We start from the raw sequence: 25,555 nt of genomic DNA on the forward strand, positions 1-25,555 counted from the left end.
GGGGATGGGGCTTTGAGGGATGCGTCGGCGATGCCGTGCTTGAATGGCGACGGGGATTCGTGCTTGAATTCGTCGTGAAACTTGGGTGTGGGGCGTTTTGGCGTCCGCCACCCGGAACCATCATCGGGAGATCTCTCATGCGACACGGGAAACGTTTGTTCAAATGGCTGGCCGCCGCGGCCCTCGCGGGCGCGACGGCGGCGTCGCCGGCTCTGGCGCAGACCTCGCTGAAGATGGCCTATGCCCTATCCGAGAATTCCCACTACGGGGCGGGGGCGGCGGCCTTTGCGCAGTCCCTCCAGGGCAGCGCCGGCGATGCGTTCAAGATCGAGCAATTTCCCAATAGCGCGCTGGGCGGCGAGCGCGAGGTGATCGAGGGCTTGCAACTGGGCACCATCGACCTGGCCATCGTATCCACGGGCGCCACCCTGAATTTCGTGCCGCAGACCGGCGTGTTCGACATCCCCTTCCTGTTTCGCGACCTGGCCCATGCGCGCAAGGTCCTGGACGGCAAGGTCGGCCAGGATATGCTCGCCGAATTCCCCAAGCGCGGCCTGATCGCGCTCGCCTGGGGCGAGCAGGGCTTCCGGCACTTGACCAACAATGTGCGCGCCGTCAAGGAGCCCGCCGATATCAAGGGCCTCAAGATCCGCACCACGGAAAACCCGATCCATATCGCGGCTTTCCGTGAAATGGGCGTGCTGGCCACGCCCATGGCCTGGCCCGAGGTCGCCACGGCGCTGCAGCAGGGCACCATCGATGGCCAGGAGAACCCCCTGTCGGTGATCGTGTCGGTCAAGATGTGGCAGTTGCAAAAATATCTTTCCCTGACGGCGCACGTCTACGGCCCCGCGCTGGTGCTGATGTCGCCCTCGGCCTATGGCGCGCTGTCGGACGCCGACAAGGCCAAGCTCAAGGAGGCCGCCGCGGTCTCGGCACAAGCCATGCGCGCGTTCGTCGACAACGTCGAAAAGGTCGGCGTCGAAGAGCTCAAATCCCACGGGATGGCGGTCAACACGGTCGACCACGCCGCCTTCGTCAAGGCGGTGGAGCCGGTCTATCCGCAGTACTACAAGCAGTTCGGCCAGGACCTGGTCGATGCCATCCGCAACGTCCAGTAAGGCCATGCGCCTCATCGCCCGCATCGACCGTGGCCTGTGCCGCGGGGTTTCGCTGGCCGCGCAGTGGTTGTTGTTCAGCGCGGTGGCGGCGGGCTTCTATCAGGTCCTGGCGCGCTTCGTCCTCGAGTCACCCTCGGCCTGGAGCGAGGCCTGGACACGGGCCTCGATCATCTGGGCGGTCATGCTGGGGGTCGCCCTGGCCTTCCGCCAGGGCGCCATGCTGGGCGTCGACCTGTTGCACAACCTGCTGAGCGGGGCCCGGGCGCGCTGCCTCGAGCACCTGGTCCTGCTCATCGTGGTGGGTTTTCTCGGTTTTCTCGTCTGGGTAGGAGGGCAGATGACCTGGCGCGTGCGTTTCCAGACCATGCCCAGCCTGGACGCCTCGATCTCGTGGGTCTATCTCGCCATCCCCGTCGGCGCCGCGCTGTCGCTGGCGGCCGTCCTCGCGTACTGGGCCGAGGGGCCCAGGCGCCAGCACATCGACAATATCTGAATCCCGGAGGGCCGGCGCATGTCCCAGCTGATGGTCCTGTCGATGCTGATGTTTTTCGCGCTGACGGTGCCGGTGGCGGTGTCCATCGGCCTGGCCAGTATGCTGGGCGTTGGCTGGGACGGCCACATGACGTGGCTGGTCATCGCACAGCAGCTCTACGCGGCGCTGGACAAATACCCCCTGATGGCCGTGCCGTTCTTCATCCTCGCCGGCAATTTGATGGAGGCGGGCGGGATTTCCGAGCGCATGGTCGAGTTCGCCAAGAGCGTCGTGGGCGGCGTGCAGGGCGGCCTGGCCTGCAGTTGCGTGCTGACCTGCATGATCTTCGCCGCGGTCGCCGGCTCCAGCGTGGCCACGACGTTTGCGGTGGGCGCGATCCTCATCCCCGCCATGGTCAAGCACGGTTATCCGGCGCCGTTCGCGGCATCGCTGCAAGCCTCGGCGGCCGAGCTCGGGGTCATCATCCCCCCCTCGATTCCGATGATTCTGTACGCCGTGTCCACCGACACCTCGGTGGGCGAGGTCTTTATCGCGGGCATCGGGCCGGGCCTGTTGATCGTCGCGGCCCTGATGGGCTATGTCTGGCTCTACGCCCGCCGCCACGGTTTAGGGACGCATGACGGCGATGGGCGTCTGCCGGTCTGGACGGCATTCAAGCGCGCCTGGTGGGCGCTGTTGATGCCGGTCATCATCCTGGGCGGCATTTATGGCGGCGTCTTCACGCCCACCGAGGCGTCCGCCGTGGCGGTCGTCTATGCGCTGTTCGTGGGGGTCTTCGTCTACCGGCGCCTGAGCCTGCCCGTGCTGTCGCGGACATTCCACCGCTCGGTGGTATCCACGGCCATCATCATGTTCATCATTGCCAACGCGGGGGTGTTCGGATTCCTGCTCAACCGCGCGGGCGTGCCCATGGCGCTGGGCCAGTGGCTGTCGCAGGTGTTCGATGGCGAGTTCAGTTTCCTGCTGGGCGTGAACGTCGCCCTGTTTGTGATCGGCATGTTCATCGAGACCTCGGCCTCCATCGTGGTCCTGGCGCCCTTGCTGCTGCCCGTGGCCATGCAGTTCGGCGTCGATCCCGCGCATTTCGGGGTGATCATGGTGGTCAATCTGGCCCTGGGGATGGTGACTCCGCCGTTTGGCGTGAACCTGTTTGCGGCGTGTACGGTGGCCAAGGTGCCGATCGAGCGCCTGATCCGACCCCTGCTGCCTTTTGTGGGCGTGGTGGTGGCTTGCCTGATGGTAGTCACCTACTGGGCGGAGCTGTCGCTGTATTTTCGCGATCTCGTGTACCGTTAGGGATCCGGCGCCGGGCCCGCCCTGCGCGGTGCCGGGCGGGCCCGGGCATCCAGCCCGCGGGTGGACGGACACTAGCCGGCCGTCTTTGACGCTTTTTTCGCCGCTTTTTTCGCGGGGGCCTTCTTGGCCGCCGTCTTGGTGGCGGTTTTCTTGGCCGCCGTCTTGGCGGTCGCCTTTTTCGCCGCCGCGCCGGTGGATTTGGCAGCCTTGGCACCGGCCTTGGGCGCGCGCGCCTCGAACTCGAAACCGATCTTGCCATCGGCCTGCCGCGCCAGGTAGGCCTTGAACTTGCGGTTGGTGCGGCTCGATACGAAGCCATCGAGCAGATCGGTCTTGCCATCGGTCAGCAGCTTGGCCGCCTGGGCGGCGCTGATTTCCTGCTGCAGGATGATCTTGCCGCTGCGGAAGTCACAGGACCGGGCCGGGCCGACCGAGTGCTCGCAGACGTAATTCAAGCCGTGTTCGTAGACCTTGCCGCCGCATTTTGGGCAGGGCCCCACCGGGGTCTGGCCCGAGAAATCGACAGGCTCGGTGTCCTCGTCGTCCTTTTGGCCAAAGTCGAATTCGAGCTTGTACTCGTCGGTGATGCGCAGCAGGGCGGCAAAGGGGCGGCCCATCTTGCTGATGAATCCGGTCAGGGGGCCCAGTTCACGCCGGGCCAGCAGTTCCTCGACCTCGGCGATCTCGAAGGTGCGCCCGCCGGGATGCTTGCCAATCGAGAAATCACAGGCGGTGCAGGCGTAGCGGCGATAGTTTTCCTTGACTACGCCGCCGCATTTGGGGCAGGCGGTCTGCAGGGTCGCATAGTCGCCGGGCACGGTGTCGCGTTCGTATTCCTTGGCGCGCTTGACGATGACCTGGGTCATCTGCGCGATCTCGCGCATGAAGGCGTCGGGGTCGAGTTCGCGCTGTTCGATCTGCTTGAGCCGGTGCTCCCATTCGCCGGTGAGCTCGGGCGAGGTGAGTTCGTTGACGCCCAGGCCCGAGAGCAGGGTCATGAGTTGGCGCGCCTTGGCGCTGGGCACCAGGTCGCGGCCCTCGCGGCGCATGTAGCCCTCGTTGAGCAGGCCCTCGATGATGGCCGCGCGCGTCGCCGGGGTGCCCAGCCCGCGTTCGGACATGGCCTCCCGCAGGGCTTCGTCGTCGACGAGCTTGCCGGCCCCTTCCATGGCCGAGAGCAGGGTCGCCTCGTTGAAGCGCGCTGGTGGCTTGGTGGCCAGGCCGCGCGCCTCGATGTCCTCGGTGCGGACGGCTTCGCCCTGGGCCACGGGCACCAGCGATCCGTCCGCGCCCTGCGCATCACGCCCGTAGATGGCCAGCCAGCCCGGCGAGACCAGGACCTTGCCCTCGGTCTTGAATGAGTGGCCGGAGACCTCGGTGATGCGGGTGGTGACGCGGAATTCGGCCGCCGGGAAGAACACGGCGAGAAAGCGGCGCGAGACCAGTTCGTAGATCTTGGCCTCGGCCTCGCTCAGCTCGCGCGGCACTTGCAGCGTGGGGATGATGGCGAAGTGGTCGGACACCTTTTTATCGTCGAAGATCCGACGGTTGGGTTTGACCCAGCCCTGCTCGATCGCCTGATGGGCAAAGGGACGCAGGCCGCGGGCGATGCCCGACTCGCTGCCGGAGAGCGCACGCATGGTTTGACGGACCGTATCCAGGTAGTCCTCGGGCAGGTAGCGCGAGTCGGTCCGCGGATAGGTGAGGGCCTTGTGACGCTCGTACAGGGCCTGGGCGAGCGCCAGCGTGGTCTTGGCCGAGAAGCCGAAACGCGAGTTGGCCTCGCGCTGCAGCGTGGTCAGGTCGAACAGGGCCGGCGACTGCTGGGTGCTGGGCTTGGATTCCTCGCGCACGCTGCCGGGCTGCTCGCGGCAGGCCGCGACGATGGTCTGGGCCGCCGTGGCCGACCACAGACGGGAATCACGGCGCTCGGGGTCCTGCTCGTCCTTGGTGAACGTCGGATCGAACCAGCGCCCCTCGTAGAGGCCCGCAGCGGCGACGAAGGTGGCGTGGACCTCCCAGTAGTCGCGCGAGACAAATCGGCGGATGCGGTCCTCGCGCTCCATCACGATCGCCAGGGTCGGCGTCTGGACGCGCCCGACCGGTGTCTTGAAGAAACCCCCGTCCTTGCTGTTGAAGGCTGTCATGGCCCGGGTGCCGTTGATGCCCACCAGCCAGTCGGCCTCGGCGCGGGCGCGTGCGGCGGCCTCAAGGGGCTTCATGGCCTCGTCGCTGCGCAGGCCGGCGAAGGCCTCGCGAATGGCCGCCTGCGTCATGGACCGCAGCCACAGGCGCTGGATCGGCTTGTGCACATTGGCGTACTGGACGATATAGCGAAAGATCAGCTCGCCCTCGCGCCCCGCATCGCAGGCGTTGATGACGGCGCCCACGTCTTTGCGCTTGAGCAGCTTGACCAGGAGCTTCAGCCGCTCGGCCGAGCGTTTGTCGGTTGGACCCAGCTCGAATTTGGGCGGAATGACCGGCAGGTGCGCGAAGCTCCATTTGCCGCGCACGGGGTCGTTGGGCGCCACGAGGCCCAGCAAGTGGCCGACGCTCGAGGACAGCACGTATTGGTCGCTCTCGAAGTAGTCCCCCTCGCGGGTGAAGCCACCCAGGGCGCGGGAGATGTCGAGGGCAACCGAGGGTTTTTCAGCAATGATCAGTGTTTTAGTCATGAGGTCCCGGAGGCTGAAATTTCAGCCACGATAGCGCGGATCATACGAGGGTGGTGTCCTACCACGCAAGTCGTGCACCCTTTTCGGCACGTGTCAAGGCGCCGGTGTGATTCCGAAACGTGCCGCCCAGCGGGCGATGGCCCACGCCCAGAATTCCCCCAGGCCGCGGGCCGGCAGCGGCTCGAACCCCAGGGTCCGCCACGCCCTTTGCAGGCACTCCAGCCCGTGGTCCGTGTCCAGCGCGGGGGCATGGTTTTGCTTGGACAGTTTGCGGCCCGCGCCGTCGCACAGCAGCGGGACGTGCAGGCTGCGGGGGCAGGGCAGGTCCAGGGCGCGCGCGAGCTGCCGCTGGCGGGCGGTCGAGTCCAGCAGGTCGGCACCGCGCACCACATCCGTGACCCCCTGCAACCCGTCGTCGACCACCACGGCCAGTTGGTAGGCCCACAAATCGTCGGCCCGGCGGATGATGAAATCCCCGACCTCGGTGGCCACATCCTGGGACTGGGGGCCCTGCCACCGGTCAGTGAAGGCTTCGAGGCCCCGGTCGACCCGAAAGCGCCAGGATCGGGCCTCGTGGGCGGGCACCGGGCCCTTGGCGCCCCTTGCCTCTGGACGGCAGGTGCCGGGGTACGGGCCGGCGACGGGCAGTTCCCGGCGCGTACAGGCGCAGCCGTAGGCCCGTCCGTCCGCACGCAGGCGCTCGAAGGCCCGCTGGTATTCGGGGTGGCGCCGGGTCTGCCAGACCGGCTCCCCGTCCCAGTGCATGCCCAGGCCGCATAGCTGCGCCATGATCCAGCGGTCGGCGCCCGCCGCCACCCGTGGCGCGTCGATGTCCTCGATGCGCAGCAGCCAGGCACCCCGATGGGCGCGGGCGTCCAGGTAGCTGGCCATGGCGGCGACCAGCGAGCCGTCATGCAGCGGACCGCTGGGGCTGGGGGCAAAACGGCCGACGTACGGCCGTGGGGATGGGGCCTGCGCCATGGCGCCGCGCCGGAATCAGTGCGAGGGGCGCTCGTTGTCGTCGGCCAGCAGTTCTTCGAAGATCAAGTGATCGACCTCGGCCTCCTGGCTCCAGAGCACCATCAGGGCGATCACCTTGATTTCGGCCAGCGTCAGGGGCGCCGCGTGCGCCGCCTGGGCGCACTCGATGAGGATTTCCCGCAGGGCCGGCGGCAGCACGCCGGAGTTTTCCAGGAAGACGATGAAGCCGATGGCCTCGGCCCCCAAGGTCTGGTATTCCTGGTGGGTATAAATCCGCTGCGCCACGTATCCCGTATCCCGGGCGGGGGCCAGGGCCTGGCATTGCTCGGTCGCGGCGGCCAGGTCGCGCAGCCAAGCCAGCGCGTCGTCGATGTCTTCGTGCTCGAAGCCGGCGGCGGCGAGCTTGCTGGCCAGGACTTCGGCTTTGGGGCAGGCCTGGGGGGTGTAGTAGGTTTCGAATAGATAGACGAGGATGTCGTACATGGCGGCCCGTATTGCGTGCTTCCCGTACAGTGTACTTGATTCGGACGCGGCGCCGAGCGCGCCGGCGACGTGGGGATTTCCCCGGTCGCCGCGTCGGCGCGCGCCCTCATTCGTCGCCGACCGGACCCAGCGCGAGCAGGGCGTCGCCGTCGCGGACCTGGTCGCCCGGCGCGAAATAGACCTCGAGGACCTTGCCGTCGTGCGGCGCGTGGATGGTGTGTTCCATTTTCATGGCCTCCATCACGATCAGCGGGTCGCCGCGCGCGACGATGGCGCCGGCCGCCACGGCCACGGCAAGGATTTTGCCGGGCATCGGCGCGGACAGGCCGCCCGGCCCTTCGTCGGATTCACCGGTCGCCAGGGCGATCGGGTCACGCCATTCCAAGGTATGGCGCCGGCCGTCGACGAACAGGTCGAGGCGGCGGCCCTGGATGAAGACGGCGCCCTGGACGTCGAGATCGGCCAGGCGGGCGCGGACGTGGGCGGGATGGGTGCCGCGCGCGCTCCAGGACAGCGCCTGCGAGGGCCCGTCGTCCACGGTCAGCCGCCACTGCCCATCCTCGCGGCGCAGGCCGGCGCGATAGTCCCGCGTGCCGTCGGAGAACGGCAGTTCGCGCGTATAGACGCCGCCCACGCGCCAGCCATCCGCATCCGCCCAGGGATCGCCGGTGAGCCGCCGGGCCTCGGGCGCAGCCAGCCCGCCCGCGTGCAGCACGGCCGCCGCCGCGAGGGCGGGCACGGTGTCGGGGAGTGCCTCCGCCGGAGGAAACAGGCGGTCGTGTTCGCGCTCGATAAGGCCCGTATCCAGGTCGGCCGCGGCAAAGGCCGGATCGTCCATGAGGCGGCCGAGAAAGGCGATGTTGGTCTGGACGCCGGTGCCGCGGATCGCCGCCAGGGCGCGCAGCATGCGTTGGCGCGCCTGCTCGCGGTCCTGGCCGTGCACGATCAACTTGGCGATCATGGGGTCGTAATAGGGGGTGATCGTGTCGCCCGCCTGGACGCCGCCGTCGACCCGGACCGGGCCGCGCTGGAACACCACGTGCGGCGGGAATTCGAGGGCATCCAGGCGGCCGATCGAGGGCAGGAAGCCCTTGTCGGGGTTTTCGGCATAGATTCGCGCCTCGATCGCATGGCCATGGATGCTCAGTTGCGCCTGCGAGACGGGCAGTGCCTGGCCGGCGGCCACGCGCAACTGCCATTCGACCAGGTCGTGGCCGGTGATGGCTTCGGTGACGGGATGCTCGACTTGCAGCCGGGTGTTCATTTCCATGAAATAAAAACGCCCGCCGGGCTCGGCGATGAACTCCACCGTGCCCGCCCCGACGTAGCCCACAGCCCGCGCGGCGGCCACGGCGGCCTCGCCCATGGCCTGGCGGCGCTCGGGCGTCATGCCGGGTGCCGGCGCCTCTTCGATCACCTTCTGGTGGCGCCGCTGCACCGAGCAGTCGCGCTCGAACAGGTGGATGCAGTTGCCGAGCCCGTCGGCGAAGACTTGAATCTCGATGTGGCGCGGGCGCTGCAGGTAGCGTTCGATCAGGACCTGGTCGCTGCCGAAGCTGCTGGCGGCCTCGCGGCGGCAGGAGGCCAGGGCCTCGGCGAAGGCCTCGTCCGACTCGACGATGCGCATCCCTTTGCCGCCGCCGCCGGCGCTGGCCTTGATCAGCACCGGATAGCCGATGGCATCGGCCTGCCGGCGCAGGAATTCCGGATCTTGCTCCTGGCCGTGGTAGCCGGGCACCAGGGGGACGCCGGCGGACTCCATCAGGGTCTTGGCGGCCGACTTGCTGCCCATGGCGGCGATGGCGTCGGCGGGCGGGCCAACGAAGACGATGCCGGCCTCGGCGCAGGCGCGTGCGAAGGCGGCGTTTTCCGAGAGGAATCCATAGCCTGGATGGATGGCCTGGGCGCCCGTGCGGCGCGCCGCCTCGAGGATGGCGTCGGCGCGCAGATAGCTGCTGGCGGGCTCGGGCCCGCCGATGTGCACCGCCACGTCGCAGGCGGCCACGTGGCGGGCGTGGGCGTCGGCGTCGGAATACACGGCCACCGTGCGCAGGCCCATGCGCCGCGCGGTGGCGGCGACGCGGCAGGCGATCTCGCCGCGATTGGCGATCAAGAGCGTATCGAACACAGGGCGTCTCCTTACATTCTGAACACGCCGAATCGCGTGTCCTCGATCGGTGCATTGCGCGCGGCCGACAGGCCCAGCCCCAGGACGCGGCGGGTGTCCGCCGGCTGGATGATGCCATCGTCCCACAGACGCGCGGTGGCATAGTAGGGATGGCCCTCATGCTCGTATTGGGCGCGGATCGGCGCCTTGAAGGCTTCTTCCTCGTCGGGGCTCCACTGGCCCCCCTTGCGTTCGATGCCCTCGCGGCGCACCGTGGCCAGCACGCTGGCGGCCTGTTCGCCGCCCATGACCGAGATGCGGGCGTTGGGCCAGAGAAACAGCAGCCTTGGGCTGAAGGCGCGGCCACACATGCCGTAGTTGCCGGCGCCGAACGAGCCGCCGATCAGGACCGTGAACTTGGGCACCGAGGCGGTGGACACCGCGGTGACCATCTTGGCCCCGTGGCGCGCGATGCCCTCGTTCTCGTATTTGCGCCCGACCATGAAGCCGGTGATGTTCTGCAGGAAGACCAGCGGAATGCGGCGCTGGCAGCACAGCTCGATGAAGTGCGCGCCTTTCTGCGCTGCTTCGGAGAACAGGATGCCGTTGTTGGCGATGATCCCCACCGGCATCCCGTAGATGCGGGCGAAGCCCGTGACCAGCGTGGTGCCGAAACGCGCCTTGAATTCCTCGAACTCCGAGCCGTCCACGATCCGCGCGATGACCTCGCGCACGTCATAGGGTTTGCGCGTGTCGCGGGGGATGATGCCGTTGAGTTCGCGGGCGTCATACAGGGGTTCGGCCCAGGCGCCGGCGGGCGCGGCGGGCTTGGCCAGGTTCAGGCGGGCCACGGCCTCGCGCGCCAGCCGCAGCGCGTGCGTGTCATCGGCCGCCAGGTGGTCGGCCACGCCCGAGAGCCGGGTGTGGACGTCGCCGCCGCCCAGATCCTCGGCCGAGACCTCCTCGCCGGTGGCCGCCTTCACCAGTGGTGGGCCGCCCAGGAAAATCGTGCCCTGATTGCGTACGATGATGGATTCGTCGCTCATGGCCGGCACATAGGCGCCGCCCGCGGTGCACGAACCCATGACCACGGCGAGCTGGGCAATGCCCATCGAGGACATCACCGCCTGGTTGTAAAAGATCCGGCCGAAGTGGTCCCGGTCGGGAAAGACGTCGTCCTGATTGGGCAGATTGGCACCGCCGGAGTCCACCAGATAGATGCAGGGCAGGCGGTTCTGCTGGGCGATTTCCTGCGCGCGCAGGTGCTTCTTGACTGTCAGGGGGTAGTAGGTGCCGCCCTTGACCGTCGCGTCGTTGCAGACGATGACGCACTCGGCGCCGGCGATGCGGCCGATGCCGGTGATGATGCCGGCGCCTGGCGAGGCATTGTCGTAGAGGTCATGCGCGGCCATCGGCGAGAGTTCCAGGAACGGCGTGCCCGGATCGAGCAGCCGCTCGACGCGCTCGCGCGGCAGCAGCTTGCCGCGCGCGAGGTGCTTGGCGCGGGCCGATTCGCTGCCACCGGAGGCGGTGCGCGCGAGTTGCGCGCGCAGGTCCTCGACCTGGGCGTGCATGGCTTGTGCGTTGTCCTGGAATTCCTGTGTCCTGGGGTTGATTCTGGATTCGATGACCGGCATATGGGCTCCTGGAAAACGGGCCTGGTCGAAAGGGCGCGCGGCCGTGGCCGCGCGCCCCGGGAGGCTTGGATTCAGAGCATTTCGATGGCCAGCGCCACGGCCTCGCCGCCGCCGATGCACAACGAGGCGATGCCGCGGCGGCCACCGGTCTTGCGCAGCGCGCCCACCAGCGTGGTCAGCAGACGCGCGCCCGAGGCGCCGATGGGGTGGCCCAGGGCGGTGGCGCCGCCGTGGATGTTGACCTTGTCGTGGGATAGCCCGAGGTCGGCCATCGCCGCCATCGTGACCACCGCGAAGGCTTCGTTGATCTCGTAGAGATCGACCTCGTCCGTGCTCCAGCCGGTTTTGTCCAGGAGCTTTTGGATGGCGCCGACCGGCGCCGTGGTGAACCAGCCGGGCTCTTGAGAGTGCTGGGTATGGGCGACGATGCGTGCCAGCGGCGTGGCGCCCAGGGTCTTGGCCGTGGATTCGCGCATGACCACCATCGCCGAGGCGCCGTCGGAGATCGAGGAGGCGTTGGCGGCGGTGATGGTGCCGTCCTTTTTGAAGGCGGGCTTGAGGGTGGGGATCTTTTCCGGCATGGCCTTGAAGGGCGCCTCGTCGGTGTCGATCACGGTATCGCCCTTGCGGCCCTTGATCGCGACGGAGACGATTTCCCACTTGAAGGAGCCGTCCTCGTTCGCCTGGCGGGCGCGGCGCAGGGATTCCAGCGAGAAGGCGTCCTGCTGTTCGCGGGTGAAGCTGTACTTGGCGGCGCAGTCCTCGGCGAACACGCCCATCGCGGTGCCGCGCTGGTAGGCGTCCTCCAGGCCGTCGAGGGCCATGTGGTCGTAGACCGTCGAGTGGCCATAGCGATAGCCCTGGCGGCCGCGCAGCAGCAGGTAGGGGGCGTTGCTCATGCTTTCCTGGCCGCCGGCCACCACCACGTCGGCCGATCCGGCCTTGATGATGTCGTGGGCCAGCATCACCGCCTTCAGGCCTGAGCCGCAGACCTTGTGCAGCGTGCTGCAGGCCACGCCCAGCGGCAGGCCGGCGCCCAGCGCCGCTTGGCGCGCCGGGGCCTGGCCCTGGCCGGCCTGCAGGACGTTGCCCATGATGACTTCATCGACGGCATCGCCGGTGATGCCGGCGCGTTCGACGGCGGCGCGGATGGCGATCGACCCCAACTCGTGGGCGGCCAGTCCGGACAGGCTGCCCATCATGCCCCCCATGGGGGTGCGGGCGACTGAGGCGAGAATGATGTGATCGGACATGATGAGCTCCAGAAAGTTTCAGAGGATGCTGCGGGGATAGGGCGGTGGCGCCGAGCCGAGCAGCCTTCTGGCATTATCGTACGGAAAAATATCCTCGATCCGGCCCTGTGAGGCGCGCATCCGGCACTCTTGCCACCATTGTGCGTCCAGCAGCTCGGCGTGGTGCGCCAGGAAGGCGGCGCGTACGCGCGCGTCGCCCAGCAGGAAGTGACGAAACTCCTCGGGGAATACGTCGTTGGGGCCCACCGGGTACCAGGGCTCGCTCGCGAGCTCGGCCTCTTCGTTGGGGGCGGGCGGGATCCGGCGGAACTGCATTTCGGTCATGCGCTGGATCTCATCGTAGTCGTAGAACACGACGCGCCCCAGGCGCGTGACGCCGAAGTTCTTGTACAACATGTCGCCGGGGAAGATGTTCGCCGCCGCCAGCTCGCGGATGGCCTGCCCATATTGGCGCACGGCCGCCTCGAGGGCACCGTCCGAGGCGCGCGCCAGGTAGAGGTTCAGCGGCGTCATGCGCCGCTCGATGTAGACGTGCTTGAATAGGACCGTGTCCTCGGTTTCCTCGATCAGGCTCGGCACCTCGGCGCGCAGGCCATCGAGCAGGCGCGCTGAAAAGCGCCGCTTGGGCAGGGCCACCAGCGAGTATTCCCAGGTGTCGGCCATGCGTCCGACGCGGTCGTGCATTTTGACCATTTGGTACTTGCGGCGCACGATGTCCTCGGTCATGCCGTCCTTGGCAATGCGGTCGCGGATCAGCTTGAACACGTAGGGATACGACGGCAGGGTGAACACGGTCATGACCATGCCCTCGATCCCCGCCGCGTAGTCGAAGGCGTCGTGCGAGTGCGAGAGGTGGTGCAGGAAATCGCGGTAGAACAGCGTCTTGCCCTGCTTCTGCAGCCCCAAGGTGGTGTAGACCTCGGCCTTGGGCTTGCGTGGGAACAGCGAAATAAGGAATTCCACATAGGCGGCGGGCGCCTCCATGTCCACCAGGAAGTAGGCCCGGGTGAAGCTGAACAAGGTGCTGAGGTCGTCGCTCGTGTGCAGCAGCGCGTCCAGGCGGACCTGTCCGGCCGGATTGTGCAGCAGGGCGATGGCAAAGGGGTGGATGGCGGTCTGGTTGATCAGCCGGCCGACGATGTAGGCGCCCTTGTTCCGGAAAAACAAGGTGTTGAGGACCTGAATCTGGCAATCCGGCGCGAGCCGCTGGCCAATGCCGCGCGCCAGCCGCAGGCGCAACTGGCGGATCGCCAGGCGCGCGAGCCGGCGGGCGTCGGCCGGCAGGTCGGCGTAGGGCGCGGCCAGGCCGAAGTCCGCGACCATGCGGACGATGGTGGCCGCCAGCCCGTCGCTCAGGGGGTAATAGCTGCGGTACGAGGGCAGTGTGTCATCGATGTACTCCGTCGCCACCGTGGGGCGCACGAAGATGAAATCGTTGTTGAAGTAGCTGCGGTGCAGGATGCGGCAAGAGACCGAATTGAAGAACGTCTCGGCGCATTCAGGCTGCCGGTGACCCGCCAGCAGGCCCACGTAGAGGGCCTTGGTTTCTTGCCAGAATTCGAGCTGCGCCGGCGTCAGGGCGGCCGGGATGCCCGGCGCCGGCGCCGTATCGCTGCCGCGCAGGGCCTGCGCCAGGGTCGCGGCGCATTCGCGCACGCGCATGTCGTAGTATTCGATGCGCTCGCTCGAGAGCCGCTGGATGCCGTGCCAGTCGCCGGACTCGAACAGCGACTTGGCGCGCTGCGCACCGTAGCGAAACAGCGAGTAGTGGCGGTCGAAGCCCGCAAGAATCATGCGCGCCACGGCCTCGGGCGACAGCCGCCGGGGGGCGACGGGCTCAATGCGCTGGTGGTCCCCGGAATCGCTCATGGGATCGCGTCAGGCGGTCTCGCCGAAGAGTTCGCGGCCGATCAGCATGCGGCGGATCTCGCTGGTGCCGGCGCCGATTTCATAGAGCTTGGCGTCGCGCCACAGGCGGCCCGTGGGGTAGTCGTTGATGTAGCCGTTGCCGCCCAGGATCTGGATGCCCTCGCCCGCCATCCAGGTCGCTTTTTCCGCGCAGTACAGAATGGCGGCCGCGCAGTCCTTGCGTACCTGGCGCACGTGCGCGGTGCCCAGGCGATCGAGGTTTTTGCCGACGGTATAGCAAAAGGCGCGCGAGGCCTGCAGCGTCGTGTAGAGATCGGCAAGCTTGCCCTGGATCAGTTGAAACTCGCCGATCGGCCGGCCGAACTGTTCGCGCTCGTGCACATAGGGCACCACCACGTCCATGACCGCCTGCATGATGCCCAGGGGGCCCGCGGCGAGGACCGCGCGCTCGTAGTCCAGGCCGCTCATCAACACCCGGACGCCGCCGTTGACGGCGCCCAGCACGTTTTCCTCGGGCACCTCGCAGTCCTGGAACACCAGTTCGCCGGTGTGGCTGCCGCGCATGCCGAGCTTATCGAGCTTCTGGGCCACCGAGAATCCCGCGAAGCCCTTTTCCACGATGAAGGCGGTGATGCCGTGCTGGCGTGCCTGCGGGTCGGTTTTGGCGTAGACCACCAGGGTGTCCGCGTCGGGGCCGTTGGTGATCCACATTTTGGTGCCGTTCAGCACGTAGCGGTCGCCGCGTTTTTCGGCGTGCAGGCGCATGGCGACCACATCCGAGCCGGCACCTGGCTCGCTCATGGCCAGGGCGCCGATGCGTTCGCCCGAGACGAGCGCCGGCAGGTACTTGCGCTTTTGCGCCTCGGTGCCGTTGCGGTGGAGCTGGTTGACGCACAGATTGGAGTGCGCGCCGTAGGACAGGGCGATCGAGGCGCTCGCGCGCGAGATCTCTTCCATGGCGATCATATGGGCCAGGTAGCCGAGGCTGGAGCCGCCGTAGGCCTCGTCCACGGTCACCCCGAGCAGGCCCAGGTCGCCGAACTTGCGCCACAAGTCCATGGGGAACTGGTCATCGCGGTCGGCGGCGGCGGCGCGCGGTGCGATCTCGGCCTGCGCGAAATCGCGGACCGCATCGCGCAGCATGTCCAAGTCGTCGCCGAGTTCGAAATTGAGGCCGGGCAAGTTCATGGGAGTCTCCAGGGTGGGGCGTGAATAAGGCCTTATTTTGCTATGACGTTTACGTTAACGTCAATCAGGATCTGGCCGAAGCAGCATCCAGGGCGCGTTCGCGCAGCAAGGCTTGGCATTCAGCCTCTTGCTGGCGGATCTCGCGCAGCGTCACCTCGAGGTCTTGGCGCTGCTGCTCGAGCTTGATCCGGTGGGTCTCAAGCACTTGGGCGTAGTGCCGCAACTGGGCGGTGCTGCTGGCGCCGGTTTCGTCGTACATATTGATCAGACTCAGGATCTCTGCGAGTTGCAAGCCCAGGCGGCGGCCGCGCAGCGCGAGCTTGAGCCGCGTGCGGTCGCGCGTCGAATAGACCCGGTTGCGCCCTTGGCGACCTGGGCTGACGATGCCCTGATCCTCGTAGAAGCGGATCGTGCGCGGCGTTACCGAGAATTCGCGGGCCAGCTCGGAAATGGTCCAGGTGATTTGAGTCATGGGGCGGAAGCTTACGTTAACGTCAATACATAATGCCATAATATGCATCAAATCCATATGGCCGCGCGCCACTGTATCCGTGGAGAAATCAATTGAATCCGAATGAGCAGAAACTGAGCTATCCCCTGGGCGAAGCCCTCCCCGAACCGGGCCGGGCGGTCGGCATCGCCGATGGGGTGCAGTGGATCCGCATGCCGCTGCCCTTCGCCCTGGATCACATCAATCTGTGGCTGCTGCGCGATGAGATCGACGGGCGCCAGGGCTGGACCGTGGTCGATTGCGGCATCGACCGCGCCGAGGTGCGGGCGCGCTGGGAAGAGGTCTTCGAACATGCGCTCGGCGGCCTGCCGGTCCTGCGGGTGGTCGTGACGCACATGCATCCCGACCATGTGGGGCTTGCACACTGGCTGTGCGAGCGCTGGCAGGCGCCTTTATGGATGACCATGACCGACTATACGCTGGCCCGCTTATGGTCGGCGCCCGCACCCGCGGACGCCGAAGGCGGGGGGCCCACCGGGGAATCCGCGGTGCGGCATTTTGCGCAGCACGGCCTGCTGGATCCCGAGGCGCAGCGGCAGATCCGCGAGCGCCACGGCTACTACAGCGGACTGGTGCCGGGAATGCCCGGCAGCTTTCATCGAATGCTCCATGGCCAGGTTCTGCGCATCGGCGGACGAGACTGGCGTGTGATCGTGGGCTATGGCCATGCGCCTGAGCACGCCTCGCTGTCCTGCCCCGCGCTGGGGGTGCTGATCTCGGGGGATATGGTGTTGCCGAGGATATCGACCAATGTCAGCGTGTTCGATCTCGAGCCCGAGGCCAATCCCCTGCCTTTGTATCTGGATTCGCTCAAGGCCTACGATGGTCTGGATGCCGACACGCTGGTGCTGCCGTCGCACGGCCGCCCCTTCACGGGCCTGCACGAGCGCGTAGCCCAGCAGCATGCCCATCATGCCGAGCGCCTGGATGAGTTGCTGGTGGCCTGCGGCGAGCCCGTGAGTGCGACCGACATCCTGCCCGTGCTGTTTCGCCGCAAACTCGACCTGCACCAGCTCACCTTCGCCATGGGCGAGGCCATCGCCCACCTGCACGCCTTATACTTCGAAGGGAAGCTGCGCCGCAGCGTCGATGCGCAAGGAATCTACCGTTTCCAGCGCGTCTAGCGCCTCGCCAGCCGCAACGTCCACCAGATTTTTTCAGGCCCGCCCATGTCCGTCCCCTCAGACGCCCGCCTCGATACCCTGCTGCAGCATACCGGCCAGGCGCCGCTGGACCCGGCCACGGGCAGCGGGCCCGTCGCCATGCCGTCCATGCGCACCAGCACGGTGCGCTTTGCGGACATGGAGGCCCTCGACCGCGCCCAGGCGGCCAAGGCGCGCGGCGAGCGGGTCCCGACCTACGGGCGCGTGGGCCTGCAGACCCATGCGGCGCTCGAGACCCTGTTGTGCGAGCTCGAGGGGGGCACCCGGGCCTTCCTCGCCCCTTCGGGGATGGCGGCGATCAGCATGGCGCTGCTGGCCCTGGCGGGGCAGGGCGACCATATCCTGGCGGCTGATTGCGTCTATGCGCCGGTGCGCTATCTGCACAAGACCATCCTGTCGCGCATGGGCGTGCGCATGGATTTCGTGCGGCCCACGGTCGAGGCCCTGACGGCCGCCCTGCGGCCGGAAACCCGGGTGCTGTATCTGGAATCACCGGGCTCTTTGTTGCTAGAGATGCTGGACCTGCCGGCGCTGGCGCGCTGGGGTCGTGCGCATGGCCTCGTGGTGGTGGTCGACAACACCTGGGGATCGGGATATGTCTATCGCCCCCTGGCGCTGGGCGCGGACGTGTCGGTCGTCGCGGCGACCAAATACATCGGTGGGCACTCGGACCTGATGCTGGGCGCGGCGGTGGCGTGCGACGAGGCGCTGAACCGGCGGCTGGGCGAAACCCACTATGCTCTGGGCAGTACGGTCAGCGCGGACGATGCCTGGCTCGCCCTGCGCGGTGCGCGCACGCTGGGCCTGCGCATGCGCCAGAGCGCGGTCCATGCGCTCGAGGTCTGTCGCTGGCTGGAATCCCGCCCCGAGGTTTCGCGCCTGTTTCATCCGGCGTGGCCCGCCGATCCAGGTCACGCGCTATGGCGCCGGGATGCGCAGGGCTCGAACGGTCTGTTGTCGGTGGCGGTGGATTTCGATGGGGCCGGCGCCCGGCGGCTGATCGACGCCTTGCGCCTGTTTGGCATCGGCTATTCCTGGGGGGGCTACGAGAGCCTCGTCACCCAGGTCGAGCCCCAGGCTCTGCAGACGCATGGCTACTGGGCCGAACAGGCCGATGCGCGATTGCGCGCCGGCAGTGTGCTGCGCCTGCATATCGGCCTGGAGGATCCGCGCGACCTGATCGCCGACCTCCAGCAGGCCTTCACACAAGCTCTGGCCTAAGGTACGACAAGCCGCGCGCCCCCTTTGGGGATGAGCCGGGATACGGAATGGTCCTGCGGACCGTTCCGTGCCTGGTGAATCCGAACCGCCTGCAAGCGGTGAGGTAGACAGCAAGCCGCAGGCGCAGCGTGGGGGTCTTTTTTCCGCCGGGCCGCCCCAAGGAAAAAGCGCCCCCCTGGGGGGCAGCAAGCCGCAGGCGCAGCGTGGGGGCCTTATTTACTTCCCTTCGGCCAGTATCTGCTTGACCAGCTTGTCGGCCTCGTCGATGGCGCCCTGGTACGTGCCGGTGTGCGAGGGCGAGGTCACGTAGCGCCCGCCGATCGCAAAGGAGGGCGTGCCATCGATATGGTAGGCTTTGACCAGTTCGTCGGCGCGCATCACGCGGGTCTTGACGCCGAATGAGTTGAACACGTCGATGAAGGCCTGACGATCCACGCCTTGCCCGGCAATCCAGTCGATGATGGCGTCGGCTTTGAACAGACGCTCGTGTTCATCGTGGATGGCGCGGAACACGGTGGCATGCAGATCCAGGCGATCCATGGCCTCGAGCGCGTAGTAGAGCTTTTGCAGGTCCTGCATGCTGGCGTTGAAGGCCACCGGGACGGCTTTGAACGCCACGTCCGCGGGCAGCGTGGGCCGCCATTTTTCGACCAGCGGCTCGATTGCCTTGCAATGCGGGCACGTATAGGCGAAAAATTCGAGTACCTCGATCTTGCCCGGTGTATCAGAGGGCTGGGCGGGGTCCACGACGTCGTATGGGTTGGCGGCCTGCGCCATGGGCGCAAACGCCAGGGATAGCCCCAGGGCCATGCCCAGGGCGATGCGGGAAAGAAAGGACTTCATCAGGGACTCCGTGGTGCGAAGGTCGGGGTTAGCGTCCGTTCAGGGCCGGACGACAGAGGATTCGATTTTTTCACTGCCGAGTTGAGTGCGCGCGCGATTCATCTCATCGATGCCCTTGAAGGGGCCCACCCGGACCCGGTTGATGGCGCTGCCGTTTGACTGCCCCTGCTCGATGCGCACCGGCAGGCCCAGCAGCAGCACCCGTGCGCGCATGGCCTCGGCCTCGTCCTTGGACCGGAATGCGCCGGTCTGCAGATAGTAGATGGTCTGGGTGCCCGGGGCCGGCTGGGCCGCGGGTTTCGTGGGCGGGGGTGCGGGCGCCTGGGCGCCTGATGCGGTGCCCGATGCAGCGGTCGCGGCCGGCGGCGCCGAGGGTGGCGGGACGGCGGATGGCTTTGCGTCCAGGCCGGCGATCAGCTTGCCGATGTCGTCGGCCAGGGGGTTCCCGCTCTCGCTGGGCGCCGGGGCCGGTGGATTGTTCGTGCCGCCGCCCTGCGCGGGGCTGCGGGTACCGGCGGGTCCGTCCTTGCCGTACAGGCCGATATTGGGATCGGGGGCGTTGCTGACATCGGGCAGCAGGGTCGAGGGCGTGCTGCGGCTGGCCTTGTCCATGAAGGGCATGGGGGCCTGGGTGACGAACAAGGCGACCGCCACGGCCGCGCCGACGCCCAGCACCATGCCGAGAATCAGGCCGAGCCAGGTCCCGCCGGAGCGTGAGGAGGTTTTACGTTTGCGAGTCGCCATTCGGGTCACATCCTTTCAGGGGCCGAGACGCCGAGCAATCCCAGGCCGTTGGCGAGGACCTGGGCGGTGGCCTTGGCCAGGCGCAGCCGCGCGGCGCGCAGCGGCAGCGCATCGACCAGGATGCGCTCGGCGTTGTACCAGGCGTGGAAATCCGCCGCACAGTCGCGCAGCCAGAACGCCAGTTGATGCGGCGCCAGTTCCTGGGCGGCAAGCGTCAGGGTGCCCGGGTACTCGGCGAGCCTTTGCAGCAGCTTGATCTCTGTAGGGGCCTCCAGGACGGCGGGGTCGGCCTCGTCGATCCGCGTTGCGAGCTCGGCGTGCTGGCCCAGCAGCGAGTGGATGCGCGCGTGGGCGTATTGGATGTAGTAGACGGGGTTTTCCTCGCTGCGTGAGAGCGCCAGGTCCACGTCGAACACGAATTCGGAATCCGCTCGCCGCTGGGCCAGGAAAAACCGCACCGCATCGCGCCCCACCCAGTCGATCAGGTCGCGCAGGGTGACGTAGCTGCCGGCGCGTTTGGATATCTTGACCTCGGCGCCGTCGCGCATGACGCGGACCATCTTGTGCAGCACGTAGGCGGGGTAGTCCCTGGGGATGCCCAGGTTCAGGCCCTGCAGGCCCGCCCGCACCCGGGCGATGGTGCCGTGGTGGTCGGTGCCCTGGATGTTGATGGCCCGGTGAAAGCCGCGCTCCCATTTGGAGACATGGTAGGCGACGTCCGGCACGAAGTACGTATAGCCACCCTCGGACTTGCGCATGACGCGGTCCTTGTCGTCGCCGGTGCCGAGTTCCGTCGTGCGCAGCCACAGCGCGCCGTCCCGCTCGTAGGTATGGCCTGCCGCGACCAGCGCCTGGACCGTGCGGTCGACTCGGCCGCTGGTGTAGAGGGAGCTTTCCAGATAGTAGTGGTCGAAGCGCAGATCGAAGGCCTGGAGGTCGAGGTCCTGTTCGCGGCGCAGGTAGGCCACGGCAAAGCGGCGGATGGCCTCGAGGTCATCGAGGTCGCCCGCGGCCTGGACGGGCTCGCCATCGGCGGCCTGCAGCGTCGCGCGCGCCATGTAGTCGCGCGCAATGTCCAGAATGTAGTCGCCCTTGTAGCCATCGACCGGGAAATCCGGCGCATCGGGCTCGATGCCGCGCGCGCGCGCCTGGACGCTGATCGCCAGATTGTGGATCTGGTTGCCGGCGTCGTTGTAGTAGAACTCGCGGGTCACCTGGGCGCCTTGGGTGGCGAACAGTCGGCAGATCGAATCACCCAGCGCCGCCTGGCGTGCGTGGCCGACGTGTAGAGGGCCGGTGGGGTTGGCCGAGACGAATTCGACCATGACCTTGTCCTCGGTTGGCGCGCGGTGGCCATAGCCCGGACCCTTGTCGCGGATCGCCGCGAGCACCGCCTGGTGCGCGGCGGCGGCCAGTCGGAAGTTGATGAAACCGGGGCCCGCGACCTCGGCCTGGGCGATCAGGCTCGCGGACCGTTCGTCGGCCAGGATGAGGGCCACCAGGGCCTGGGCCAGCTCGCGCGGGTTGCGCCGCGCTGCGCGGGCGGCCTGCATGGCGACATTGCAGGCGATGTCGCCGTGGGCGGCGACCTTGGGTCGTTCGAGCGTGATCTCCGGCGTGGCCTCGGGGAGGGTGCGGGCAAGCGCGGACTGGATGACGGCGATGAGCTGGGCGTGTTGCTCTGGTAGCATGGAGTGCGGAAAAGTTTCGGGGTGCGGGAACACAGGCCCGGGTCGGGCCGATTCCGTCGAAACGGGATCGTCAGGGCATCCTGGAATGATAGCGTGATTTCAGCGGAGCCGCGCTACATCCGCAGACCCAGGGCCGACTCGAGCCACTGTCCGTATCCCTGCATGTCGACTTCGCCCGCTACGCTGCCAGCCGCGCCGCGCCAGTCGTCCACACGCCGTATATAGGCTTCGAGCTCGCGTCGCCGGACGTCGCCGAGCTGTTCGTGACGGCCTTGAGCCATCAGGGTGGACAGGCCGCGGCTGTCCTGGATGGCGCGGTCGCTGTCCGCGAGCATCCGCTGCCATGCCGGGCGCTCGTCGTGCAGCAGCGCCTCGGTGACCTGGCGCTCCTCGGGCGCCAAGTCGGCAAAGGGCACCTGCGCCGCGCGCGCCTGCCACAGCATCCAGTTCAGCGCCACGTCGGACAGATCGCCGGCGGGCTCGGGTTCGCCGGCGTGGTTCAGGCGCACGCCGCCGCCGATGTCGGCGTGCGCACCGATGAAGGGGGCCTCGACCGCATTGAGGTGGCCGGCGCCGTCGGCGGACAGCAGGGGGAACATCAGGCGGTATTCGTGCAAGGCGACGGCGTGCGCCACCCATTGCCAGGCATGGGCGATGCCCAGCGCGTAGCCGGCGTTGTGCGCCCCCAGCAGGCCGAATTGCGCCACCGAGTCGAACAGGCCCATGAAGCGCAGGTCCAGGCACAGGCCGATCGTTCCGCGCAGCGGGTCGTCGATCGAGAACCAGCCATCGCGGGTGTGCGCGGCGATCTGGTTGGCGAAGTGTCGGGCCAGGGCGGCGCCGCGGGAATAGCCGAGGATGTCGATGGGGACGGGCTGGCGCGTGCCCTGGGCGCTCGCCAGCGAGTTGAGCAGCGACTGCCATTGGTTTCTGAGGATCTGGCCGGCGCTGGCCGCCGTGATGGCGTCCCAGTCCAGGTAGGCCTCGTTGCCGGGACCCGCATGGTAATGGACCGGACCGCCGGTGTAGCGCTGGGACAATTTCCAGACATTGCTCGCGGTGATCCGATCGTGCCGGGAGCCATCGAAGGCCATCAGCAGCAGGCCCAACGGATCGACGTGGCGCATGGGCTGCTGACCGGCGTAGCCCAGCGCCTGCTGGCCGGGGAGGGGTCCGAGCGGATCGGGCTCGAGGTAGTGCATGGCCTCGGGCAGATAGCTGCGGAAGATATTGTCGTGCCAGCCCGTGGCCGGATCGTGGAACTGGCCGGGCAGGCGCAGGTCCAGATCCAGGTCGCCCGCCAGCCGTGCGGCGCGGCCGCCGACATCCAGGTCCGCCAGCCAGCGGATGCGGCGTGCCCCGTCGGTCGCCAGGCGCGGTGCGCCCAGCAGGTCGGCGTGGAGGGCGTAAAGCCTGGGTTCGCCATCGGTGCCAGTCTCGATGAGGCCGACCGGGGCCTCGTGCGCATAGATGAAGCGTTGGCTGACGCCGAAGGTCGGGGCGTTCGGAGCGGCCGCGCCCGGAGGCCGCCGCCAGATGGCCGCCACGCGATTGTCCAGGTAATAGAGTTCGGTGTCGCCCTCGGGGCTGGTGCGTCGGATCTGCTGGCCTCGGCCGTTGTGGGTGTATCCGGCCACCATGCGACCGGTACGCTCGACCTGCGCGAGGCGGCGTTGCGGGCTGTAGCGCAGATCGAGACCCTCGGCCCGCGTGGGCAGGCCCGAGGCATCCCGCCGGATGGCCTGCGTCCGGCCGTCGGCCGCGTCGGGGGACGTGTGGGCGGGCGTGCGGACCGATTCGGTCAGCAGGGTGCCATCGGATCGCCAGGCCAGCCAGGCCTCGCGTGCGGCACGGGCCTCGCCGTCCAGGCGGAGGTGCTCGCGCAGGCCCGCCAGCCGCCCTTGCGTATCATAGGCGTAGTCGCGCGTGGCGCCGTATCCGGCCTCGGGCACGTCCTCGAGGCTGCGACGCACCAGGCCGGACGGGGCGTGCACGCGGCGCGAGAGCCAACGGATCGAGGCGCCATCGCGCAGCAGCAGGGTGTCGGCCCGGCCATCGGGGCCGGCATGGCTTGCCAGATGCAGGCCGTTGCCGTGGCGGTAGCCGGGTTCGCCCGCCACGGTTTCGATGACCGTGCGGCGCTCGCCGCTCGGTGTTTCCCAGACGATGCCCGTGAGGCGGGCACCCTCGCCCCAGGCGTAGTGCAGGGCGCCGCCTTCGGGCAGGCCATGGCGCACGAGCCGCCCCTGCACGTCATGGGCGAAGGATTCCTCGTAACGCAGCGCGCCCGCGGCGTGCGGGCGCCGGACCGCGCGCCCGGCCACGCGGCCGAGCGCGTCGTGGCGCAGGGATTCGGTCTCGGCGGGATGATGGATGCGCACGAGCCAGGGGCCGCGCCAATCCAGGGTGGTGCGCAGCGTGTCGGCGCCGGCCCCACCGGCCTCCAGGGCGATGGGGCGCGCCGCCCGGTCATATGCGATGTCCAGGCGGTTGCCGTTCGCGTATTCGATGCGTTCCGGCAAGCCGCGTGCGTCATGGCGGATGCGGGTGACGCCGGTGAGGGGTGTGCGCCAGCCGTGTTCGCGCCGGCTGTGGTCGGACTCGAGGACCAGCCCGGGCCACCCTGGTGCCACGGGGACGGTGCGTGCGATTCGGCCCGCGCCGTCGCGGGCCAGGCGCAGGCCCCCCAGGCTGACCAGCCGGCCCTGGGGGTCGTATGCGGCCTCCAGGCCCGGGGGCGCGCAGCCCGGGCAGCCGTCGCCACGCACTGCCCGCAGCACATGGCGGCCGCCGCGGATCGCATGGACGAGGTCGGTGCGCGATCCGTCGGCGCCCAGGACACGCGTGAGCCCTGCCTCGCCGGTCTGGTCGGGGTACAGGATGCGCAGGCGCCCGCGGCCCTGGTCGGGCGGGCCCGGCACGGCCTGCGTGACGCGGCCGGCGGCGTCGTAGGCCCAGCTGCGGATCCGCGCCGTCCGCCCGCCGGGGTCGGCGAGTTCGACCCCCGTGATGGCGTGCGGGTGTCCGGCCTGATGGTCGGCCTCGTACACGTAATGGCGCTGCATGTCGTCCGGGCGGACGACGCCGATCAGGCGCGCGCCGCCGGTCGGGCCCTGCTCGTATCGGTACTCGAAGCGCCCGGCCGGCGTGTCGATGTGCGCGACGCGGGGGGGCGAGGCCGCCGGATCGTAGGCGAAGCGCAGGTCGCCGCCGTTTTGCGCGATCCGCTCGATGGCGCCGGCCAACGGCCCCGAGGCGTGGCGCAGGATGTGGATGGGCGCCTGCGCGGGCACCCGCAGGACGGTCAGCCGACCCTTGGCGTCGAAGGCCAGCGTCGTGCCGTCCGGCCAGCGCCAGAGGCGTCCCTGGGCGGAGACCTCGATGCGGCCGGCGGCCGCATCGCGCGACCGGCCATCGGCGCCGAAGCGCAGACGCGCGCCATCGGCCTGCACGATATGCCATCCCGTGCCGCGCGTCGTCAGGCGGAGGTCGTATTCGCCGTGCCATCCCGCGCCCCAAGGGCCGGGCGATCCATCGCCGGAACGGTGGATGCGGACCAGGGCCGGATAGCGGCCATCGGGCGGCGCGGGCAAATCGAGATCACGTTGGAATTTTTGGCCCGTCGCGAGGTGTACCGGATTGCCGATCCCCAGGTTCAGCGCGGGCTCGGTGGGCGGCGCCGTGAGAATCCGCGCACAGGGCAGGCCCTGCACCGGAGCGTGGCACATGCCTTGCGCGCCGGCGGGTGTGCCACCGGCCAGCGCCCAGCCGAGCAGCAGGATCGACGGCAGCGGATGCGGGCGGCGCGAGGGCTGGGCAGGCATGGCGGCTCCTCTTTGGAAACCAGCCATTCTCCTGCTTGGCAGGGTGGGGAAGTTGCGTTAGTGTATCAACATGTCCATTGTGGGAATCCGACCATGCTTGTCCTATTCCACTCCAAATCCGCCGCCGAAGTCCTGATGTTCGCCAGGCATGCCAAGCCGATTCTGGAGGCGGCTGGCAAGACCTTCGACGAGCTGGAACTGCCCGAGCGCGGCGTCATCACGCGGGCGCAACTCGATGCGGCGATCGCCGGCATCGAATCTGCGATCGCCGCCAGTCCCGAGCCCAAAAAGGAACATGACGCGGGCGGCCACGACGATGCGGCCGAACACCCGATCGAACAATTTGTCAGCCTGGGCCGGCGCGCCTGGCCCTTGCTGGCCATGTTGCGCCTGGCTCGTGAAAAGGGCGAGGACGTGACTTGGGAGCCCGCGCCCCAGTGGTAGGGCGCTAGCCC

The 25,555-nt window shown here is 68.2% G+C and carries 19 protein-coding genes; 6 read left to right on the forward strand and 13 right to left on the reverse strand.

Annotated elements, in window-relative coordinates:
* The first annotated feature begins 137 nt into the window (after nucleotides 1–137).
* Genes ABS761_RS03590 through ABS761_RS03600 form a run of 3 tightly spaced genes read left to right on the forward strand, consistent with a single transcriptional unit; the run spans nucleotide 138 to nucleotide 2,910 of the window.
* The gene (locus ABS761_RS03590; RefSeq protein WP_350406715.1) at nucleotides 138–1,121 is read left to right on the forward strand and encodes a TRAP transporter substrate-binding protein; all 984 of its coding nucleotides are present in this window, start codon (nucleotides 138–140) and stop codon (nucleotides 1,119–1,121) included.
* A gap of 4 nt (nucleotides 1,122–1,125) precedes the next feature.
* Nucleotides 1,126–1,614 carry a TRAP transporter small permease gene (locus ABS761_RS03595; RefSeq protein WP_350407046.1) on the forward strand — a complete coding sequence of 163 codons (489 nt, stop codon included), beginning with the start codon at nucleotides 1,126–1,128 and terminating at the stop codon, nucleotides 1,612–1,614.
* 18 nt (nucleotides 1,615–1,632) lie between these two features.
* A complete protein-coding gene (locus ABS761_RS03600) occupies nucleotides 1,633–2,910 on the forward strand; it encodes a TRAP transporter large permease (protein ID WP_350406716.1) in 1,278 nt (425 codons plus the stop codon).
* A gap of 71 nt (nucleotides 2,911–2,981) precedes the next feature.
* On the opposite strand, the gene ABS761_RS03605 is transcribed toward ABS761_RS03600, so the two are convergent.
* From ABS761_RS03605 to ABS761_RS03645, 9 genes are all read right to left on the reverse strand, one after another.
* Nucleotides 2,982–5,585, reverse strand: a complete 2,604-nt coding sequence (locus tag ABS761_RS03605) for a DNA topoisomerase III (RefSeq protein WP_350406718.1) — start codon at nucleotides 5,583–5,585, stop codon at nucleotides 2,982–2,984.
* Between the two features lie 93 nt (nucleotides 5,586–5,678).
* Nucleotides 5,679–6,566 carry a tRNA glutamyl-Q(34) synthetase GluQRS gene (gene gluQRS / locus ABS761_RS03610; RefSeq protein ID WP_350406719.1) on the reverse strand — a complete coding sequence of 296 codons (888 nt, stop codon included), beginning with the start codon at nucleotides 6,564–6,566 and terminating at the stop codon, nucleotides 5,679–5,681.
* A gap of 15 nt (nucleotides 6,567–6,581) precedes the next feature.
* A complete protein-coding gene (locus ABS761_RS03615) occupies nucleotides 6,582–7,049 on the reverse strand; it encodes a Smg family protein (RefSeq protein WP_350406720.1) in 468 nt (155 codons plus the stop codon).
* A gap of 106 nt (nucleotides 7,050–7,155) precedes the next feature.
* Nucleotides 7,156–9,177, reverse strand: a complete 2,022-nt coding sequence (locus tag ABS761_RS03620; protein ID WP_350406721.1) for an acetyl/propionyl/methylcrotonyl-CoA carboxylase subunit alpha — start codon at nucleotides 9,175–9,177, stop codon at nucleotides 7,156–7,158.
* Between the two features lie 11 nt (nucleotides 9,178–9,188).
* Complete coding sequence (locus tag ABS761_RS03625) at nucleotides 9,189–10,793, reverse strand: carboxyl transferase domain-containing protein (RefSeq protein ID WP_350406722.1); 1,605 nt, start codon at nucleotides 10,791–10,793, stop codon at nucleotides 9,189–9,191.
* A gap of 71 nt (nucleotides 10,794–10,864) precedes the next feature.
* The gene (locus ABS761_RS03630; protein ID WP_350406723.1) at nucleotides 10,865–12,046 is read right to left on the reverse strand and encodes an acetyl-CoA C-acyltransferase; all 1,182 of its coding nucleotides are present in this window, start codon (nucleotides 12,044–12,046) and stop codon (nucleotides 10,865–10,867) included.
* A gap of 18 nt (nucleotides 12,047–12,064) precedes the next feature.
* On the reverse strand, nucleotides 12,065–13,915 hold the full coding sequence (aceK, locus tag ABS761_RS03635; RefSeq protein WP_350406724.1) for a bifunctional isocitrate dehydrogenase kinase/phosphatase: 1,851 nt from the start codon (nucleotides 13,913–13,915) through the stop codon (nucleotides 12,065–12,067).
* 9 nt (nucleotides 13,916–13,924) lie between these two features.
* Nucleotides 13,925–15,103: an isovaleryl-CoA dehydrogenase gene (locus ABS761_RS03640; RefSeq protein ID WP_350406725.1), complete on the reverse strand. Its 1,179-nt coding sequence runs from the start codon at nucleotides 15,101–15,103 to the stop codon at nucleotides 13,925–13,927.
* Nucleotides 15,104–15,167: 64 nt separating this feature from the next.
* Nucleotides 15,168–15,575: a MerR family transcriptional regulator gene (locus tag ABS761_RS03645; protein ID WP_350406726.1), complete on the reverse strand. Its 408-nt coding sequence runs from the start codon at nucleotides 15,573–15,575 to the stop codon at nucleotides 15,168–15,170.
* Nucleotides 15,576–15,667: 92 nt separating this feature from the next.
* Between ABS761_RS03645 and ABS761_RS03650 the strand changes: the two genes are divergently transcribed.
* Both ABS761_RS03650 and metC read left to right on the forward strand, forming a co-directional pair.
* A complete protein-coding gene (locus tag ABS761_RS03650; RefSeq protein ID WP_350406727.1) occupies nucleotides 15,668–16,738 on the forward strand; it encodes an MBL fold metallo-hydrolase in 1,071 nt (356 codons plus the stop codon).
* A 45-nt stretch (nucleotides 16,739–16,783) separates the two neighbouring features.
* Nucleotides 16,784–17,998, forward strand: a complete 1,215-nt coding sequence (metC, locus tag ABS761_RS03655) for a cystathionine beta-lyase (RefSeq protein ID WP_350406728.1) — start codon at nucleotides 16,784–16,786, stop codon at nucleotides 17,996–17,998.
* Between the two features lie 216 nt (nucleotides 17,999–18,214).
* On the opposite strand, the gene ABS761_RS03660 is transcribed toward metC, so the two are convergent.
* The 4 genes from ABS761_RS03660 to ABS761_RS03675 all read right to left on the reverse strand — a co-directional run bounded on the left by ABS761_RS03660 (nucleotide 18,215) and on the right by ABS761_RS03675 (nucleotide 25,100).
* Nucleotides 18,215–18,844, reverse strand: coding sequence for a thiol:disulfide interchange protein DsbA/DsbL (locus ABS761_RS03660; protein WP_502881384.1), 630 nt, complete (start codon nucleotides 18,842–18,844; stop codon nucleotides 18,215–18,217).
* 36 nt (nucleotides 18,845–18,880) lie between these two features.
* Complete coding sequence (locus ABS761_RS03665; RefSeq protein WP_350406730.1) at nucleotides 18,881–19,585, reverse strand: SPOR domain-containing protein; 705 nt, start codon at nucleotides 19,583–19,585, stop codon at nucleotides 18,881–18,883.
* A gap of 5 nt (nucleotides 19,586–19,590) precedes the next feature.
* Complete coding sequence (gene argS, locus ABS761_RS03670; protein ID WP_350406731.1) at nucleotides 19,591–21,276, reverse strand: arginine--tRNA ligase; 1,686 nt, start codon at nucleotides 21,274–21,276, stop codon at nucleotides 19,591–19,593.
* A gap of 113 nt (nucleotides 21,277–21,389) precedes the next feature.
* The gene (locus tag ABS761_RS03675; RefSeq protein ID WP_350406732.1) at nucleotides 21,390–25,100 is read right to left on the reverse strand and encodes a phospholipase effector Tle1 domain-containing protein; all 3,711 of its coding nucleotides are present in this window, start codon (nucleotides 25,098–25,100) and stop codon (nucleotides 21,390–21,392) included.
* A 93-nt stretch (nucleotides 25,101–25,193) separates the two neighbouring features.
* Here ABS761_RS03675 and ABS761_RS03680 point away from each other — a divergent pair, with 93 nt between their 5' ends.
* Nucleotides 25,194–25,544 carry a DUF1840 domain-containing protein gene (locus tag ABS761_RS03680; RefSeq protein ID WP_350406733.1) on the forward strand — a complete coding sequence of 117 codons (351 nt, stop codon included), beginning with the start codon at nucleotides 25,194–25,196 and terminating at the stop codon, nucleotides 25,542–25,544.
* Nucleotides 25,545–25,555 lie beyond the last annotated feature (11 nt).

It is taken from the genome of Castellaniella sp. GW247-6E4 (genome assembly GCF_040276065.1).
Taxonomy (GTDB): domain Bacteria; phylum Pseudomonadota; class Gammaproteobacteria; order Burkholderiales; family Burkholderiaceae_B; genus Castellaniella.

Coding starts and splice junctions, on each gene's coding strand:
- argS (WP_350406731.1), bottom strand. CDS start 21,276: ATGCTACCAGAGCAACACGCCCAGCTCATCGCCGTCATCCAGTCCGCG.
- aceK (WP_350406724.1), bottom strand. CDS start 13,915: ATGAGCGATTCCGGGGACCACCAGCGCATTGAGCCCGTCGCCCCCCGG.
- ABS761_RS03680 (WP_350406733.1), top strand. CDS start 25,194: ATGCTTGTCCTATTCCACTCCAAATCCGCCGCCGAAGTCCTGATGTTC.
- ABS761_RS03675 (WP_350406732.1), bottom strand. CDS start 25,100: ATGCCTGCCCAGCCCTCGCGCCGCCCGCATCCGCTGCCGTCGATCCTG.
- ABS761_RS03600 (WP_350406716.1), top strand. CDS start 1,633: ATGTCCCAGCTGATGGTCCTGTCGATGCTGATGTTTTTCGCGCTGACG.
- ABS761_RS03595 (WP_350407046.1), top strand. CDS start 1,126: ATGCGCCTCATCGCCCGCATCGACCGTGGCCTGTGCCGCGGGGTTTCG.
- ABS761_RS03665 (WP_350406730.1), bottom strand. CDS start 19,585: ATGGCGACTCGCAAACGTAAAACCTCCTCACGCTCCGGCGGGACCTGG.
- ABS761_RS03645 (WP_350406726.1), bottom strand. CDS start 15,575: ATGACTCAAATCACCTGGACCATTTCCGAGCTGGCCCGCGAATTCTCG.
- ABS761_RS03605 (WP_350406718.1), bottom strand. CDS start 5,585: ATGACTAAAACACTGATCATTGCTGAAAAACCCTCGGTTGCCCTCGAC.
- metC (WP_350406728.1), top strand. CDS start 16,784: ATGTCCGTCCCCTCAGACGCCCGCCTCGATACCCTGCTGCAGCATACC.
- gluQRS (WP_350406719.1), bottom strand. CDS start 6,566: ATGGCGCAGGCCCCATCCCCACGGCCGTACGTCGGCCGTTTTGCCCCC.
- ABS761_RS03640 (WP_350406725.1), bottom strand. CDS start 15,103: ATGAACTTGCCCGGCCTCAATTTCGAACTCGGCGACGACTTGGACATG.
- ABS761_RS03590 (WP_350406715.1), top strand. CDS start 138: ATGCGACACGGGAAACGTTTGTTCAAATGGCTGGCCGCCGCGGCCCTC.
- ABS761_RS03625 (WP_350406722.1), bottom strand. CDS start 10,793: ATGCCGGTCATCGAATCCAGAATCAACCCCAGGACACAGGAATTCCAG.
- ABS761_RS03615 (WP_350406720.1), bottom strand. CDS start 7,049: ATGTACGACATCCTCGTCTATCTATTCGAAACCTACTACACCCCCCAG.
- ABS761_RS03630 (WP_350406723.1), bottom strand. CDS start 12,046: ATGTCCGATCACATCATTCTCGCCTCAGTCGCCCGCACCCCCATGGGG.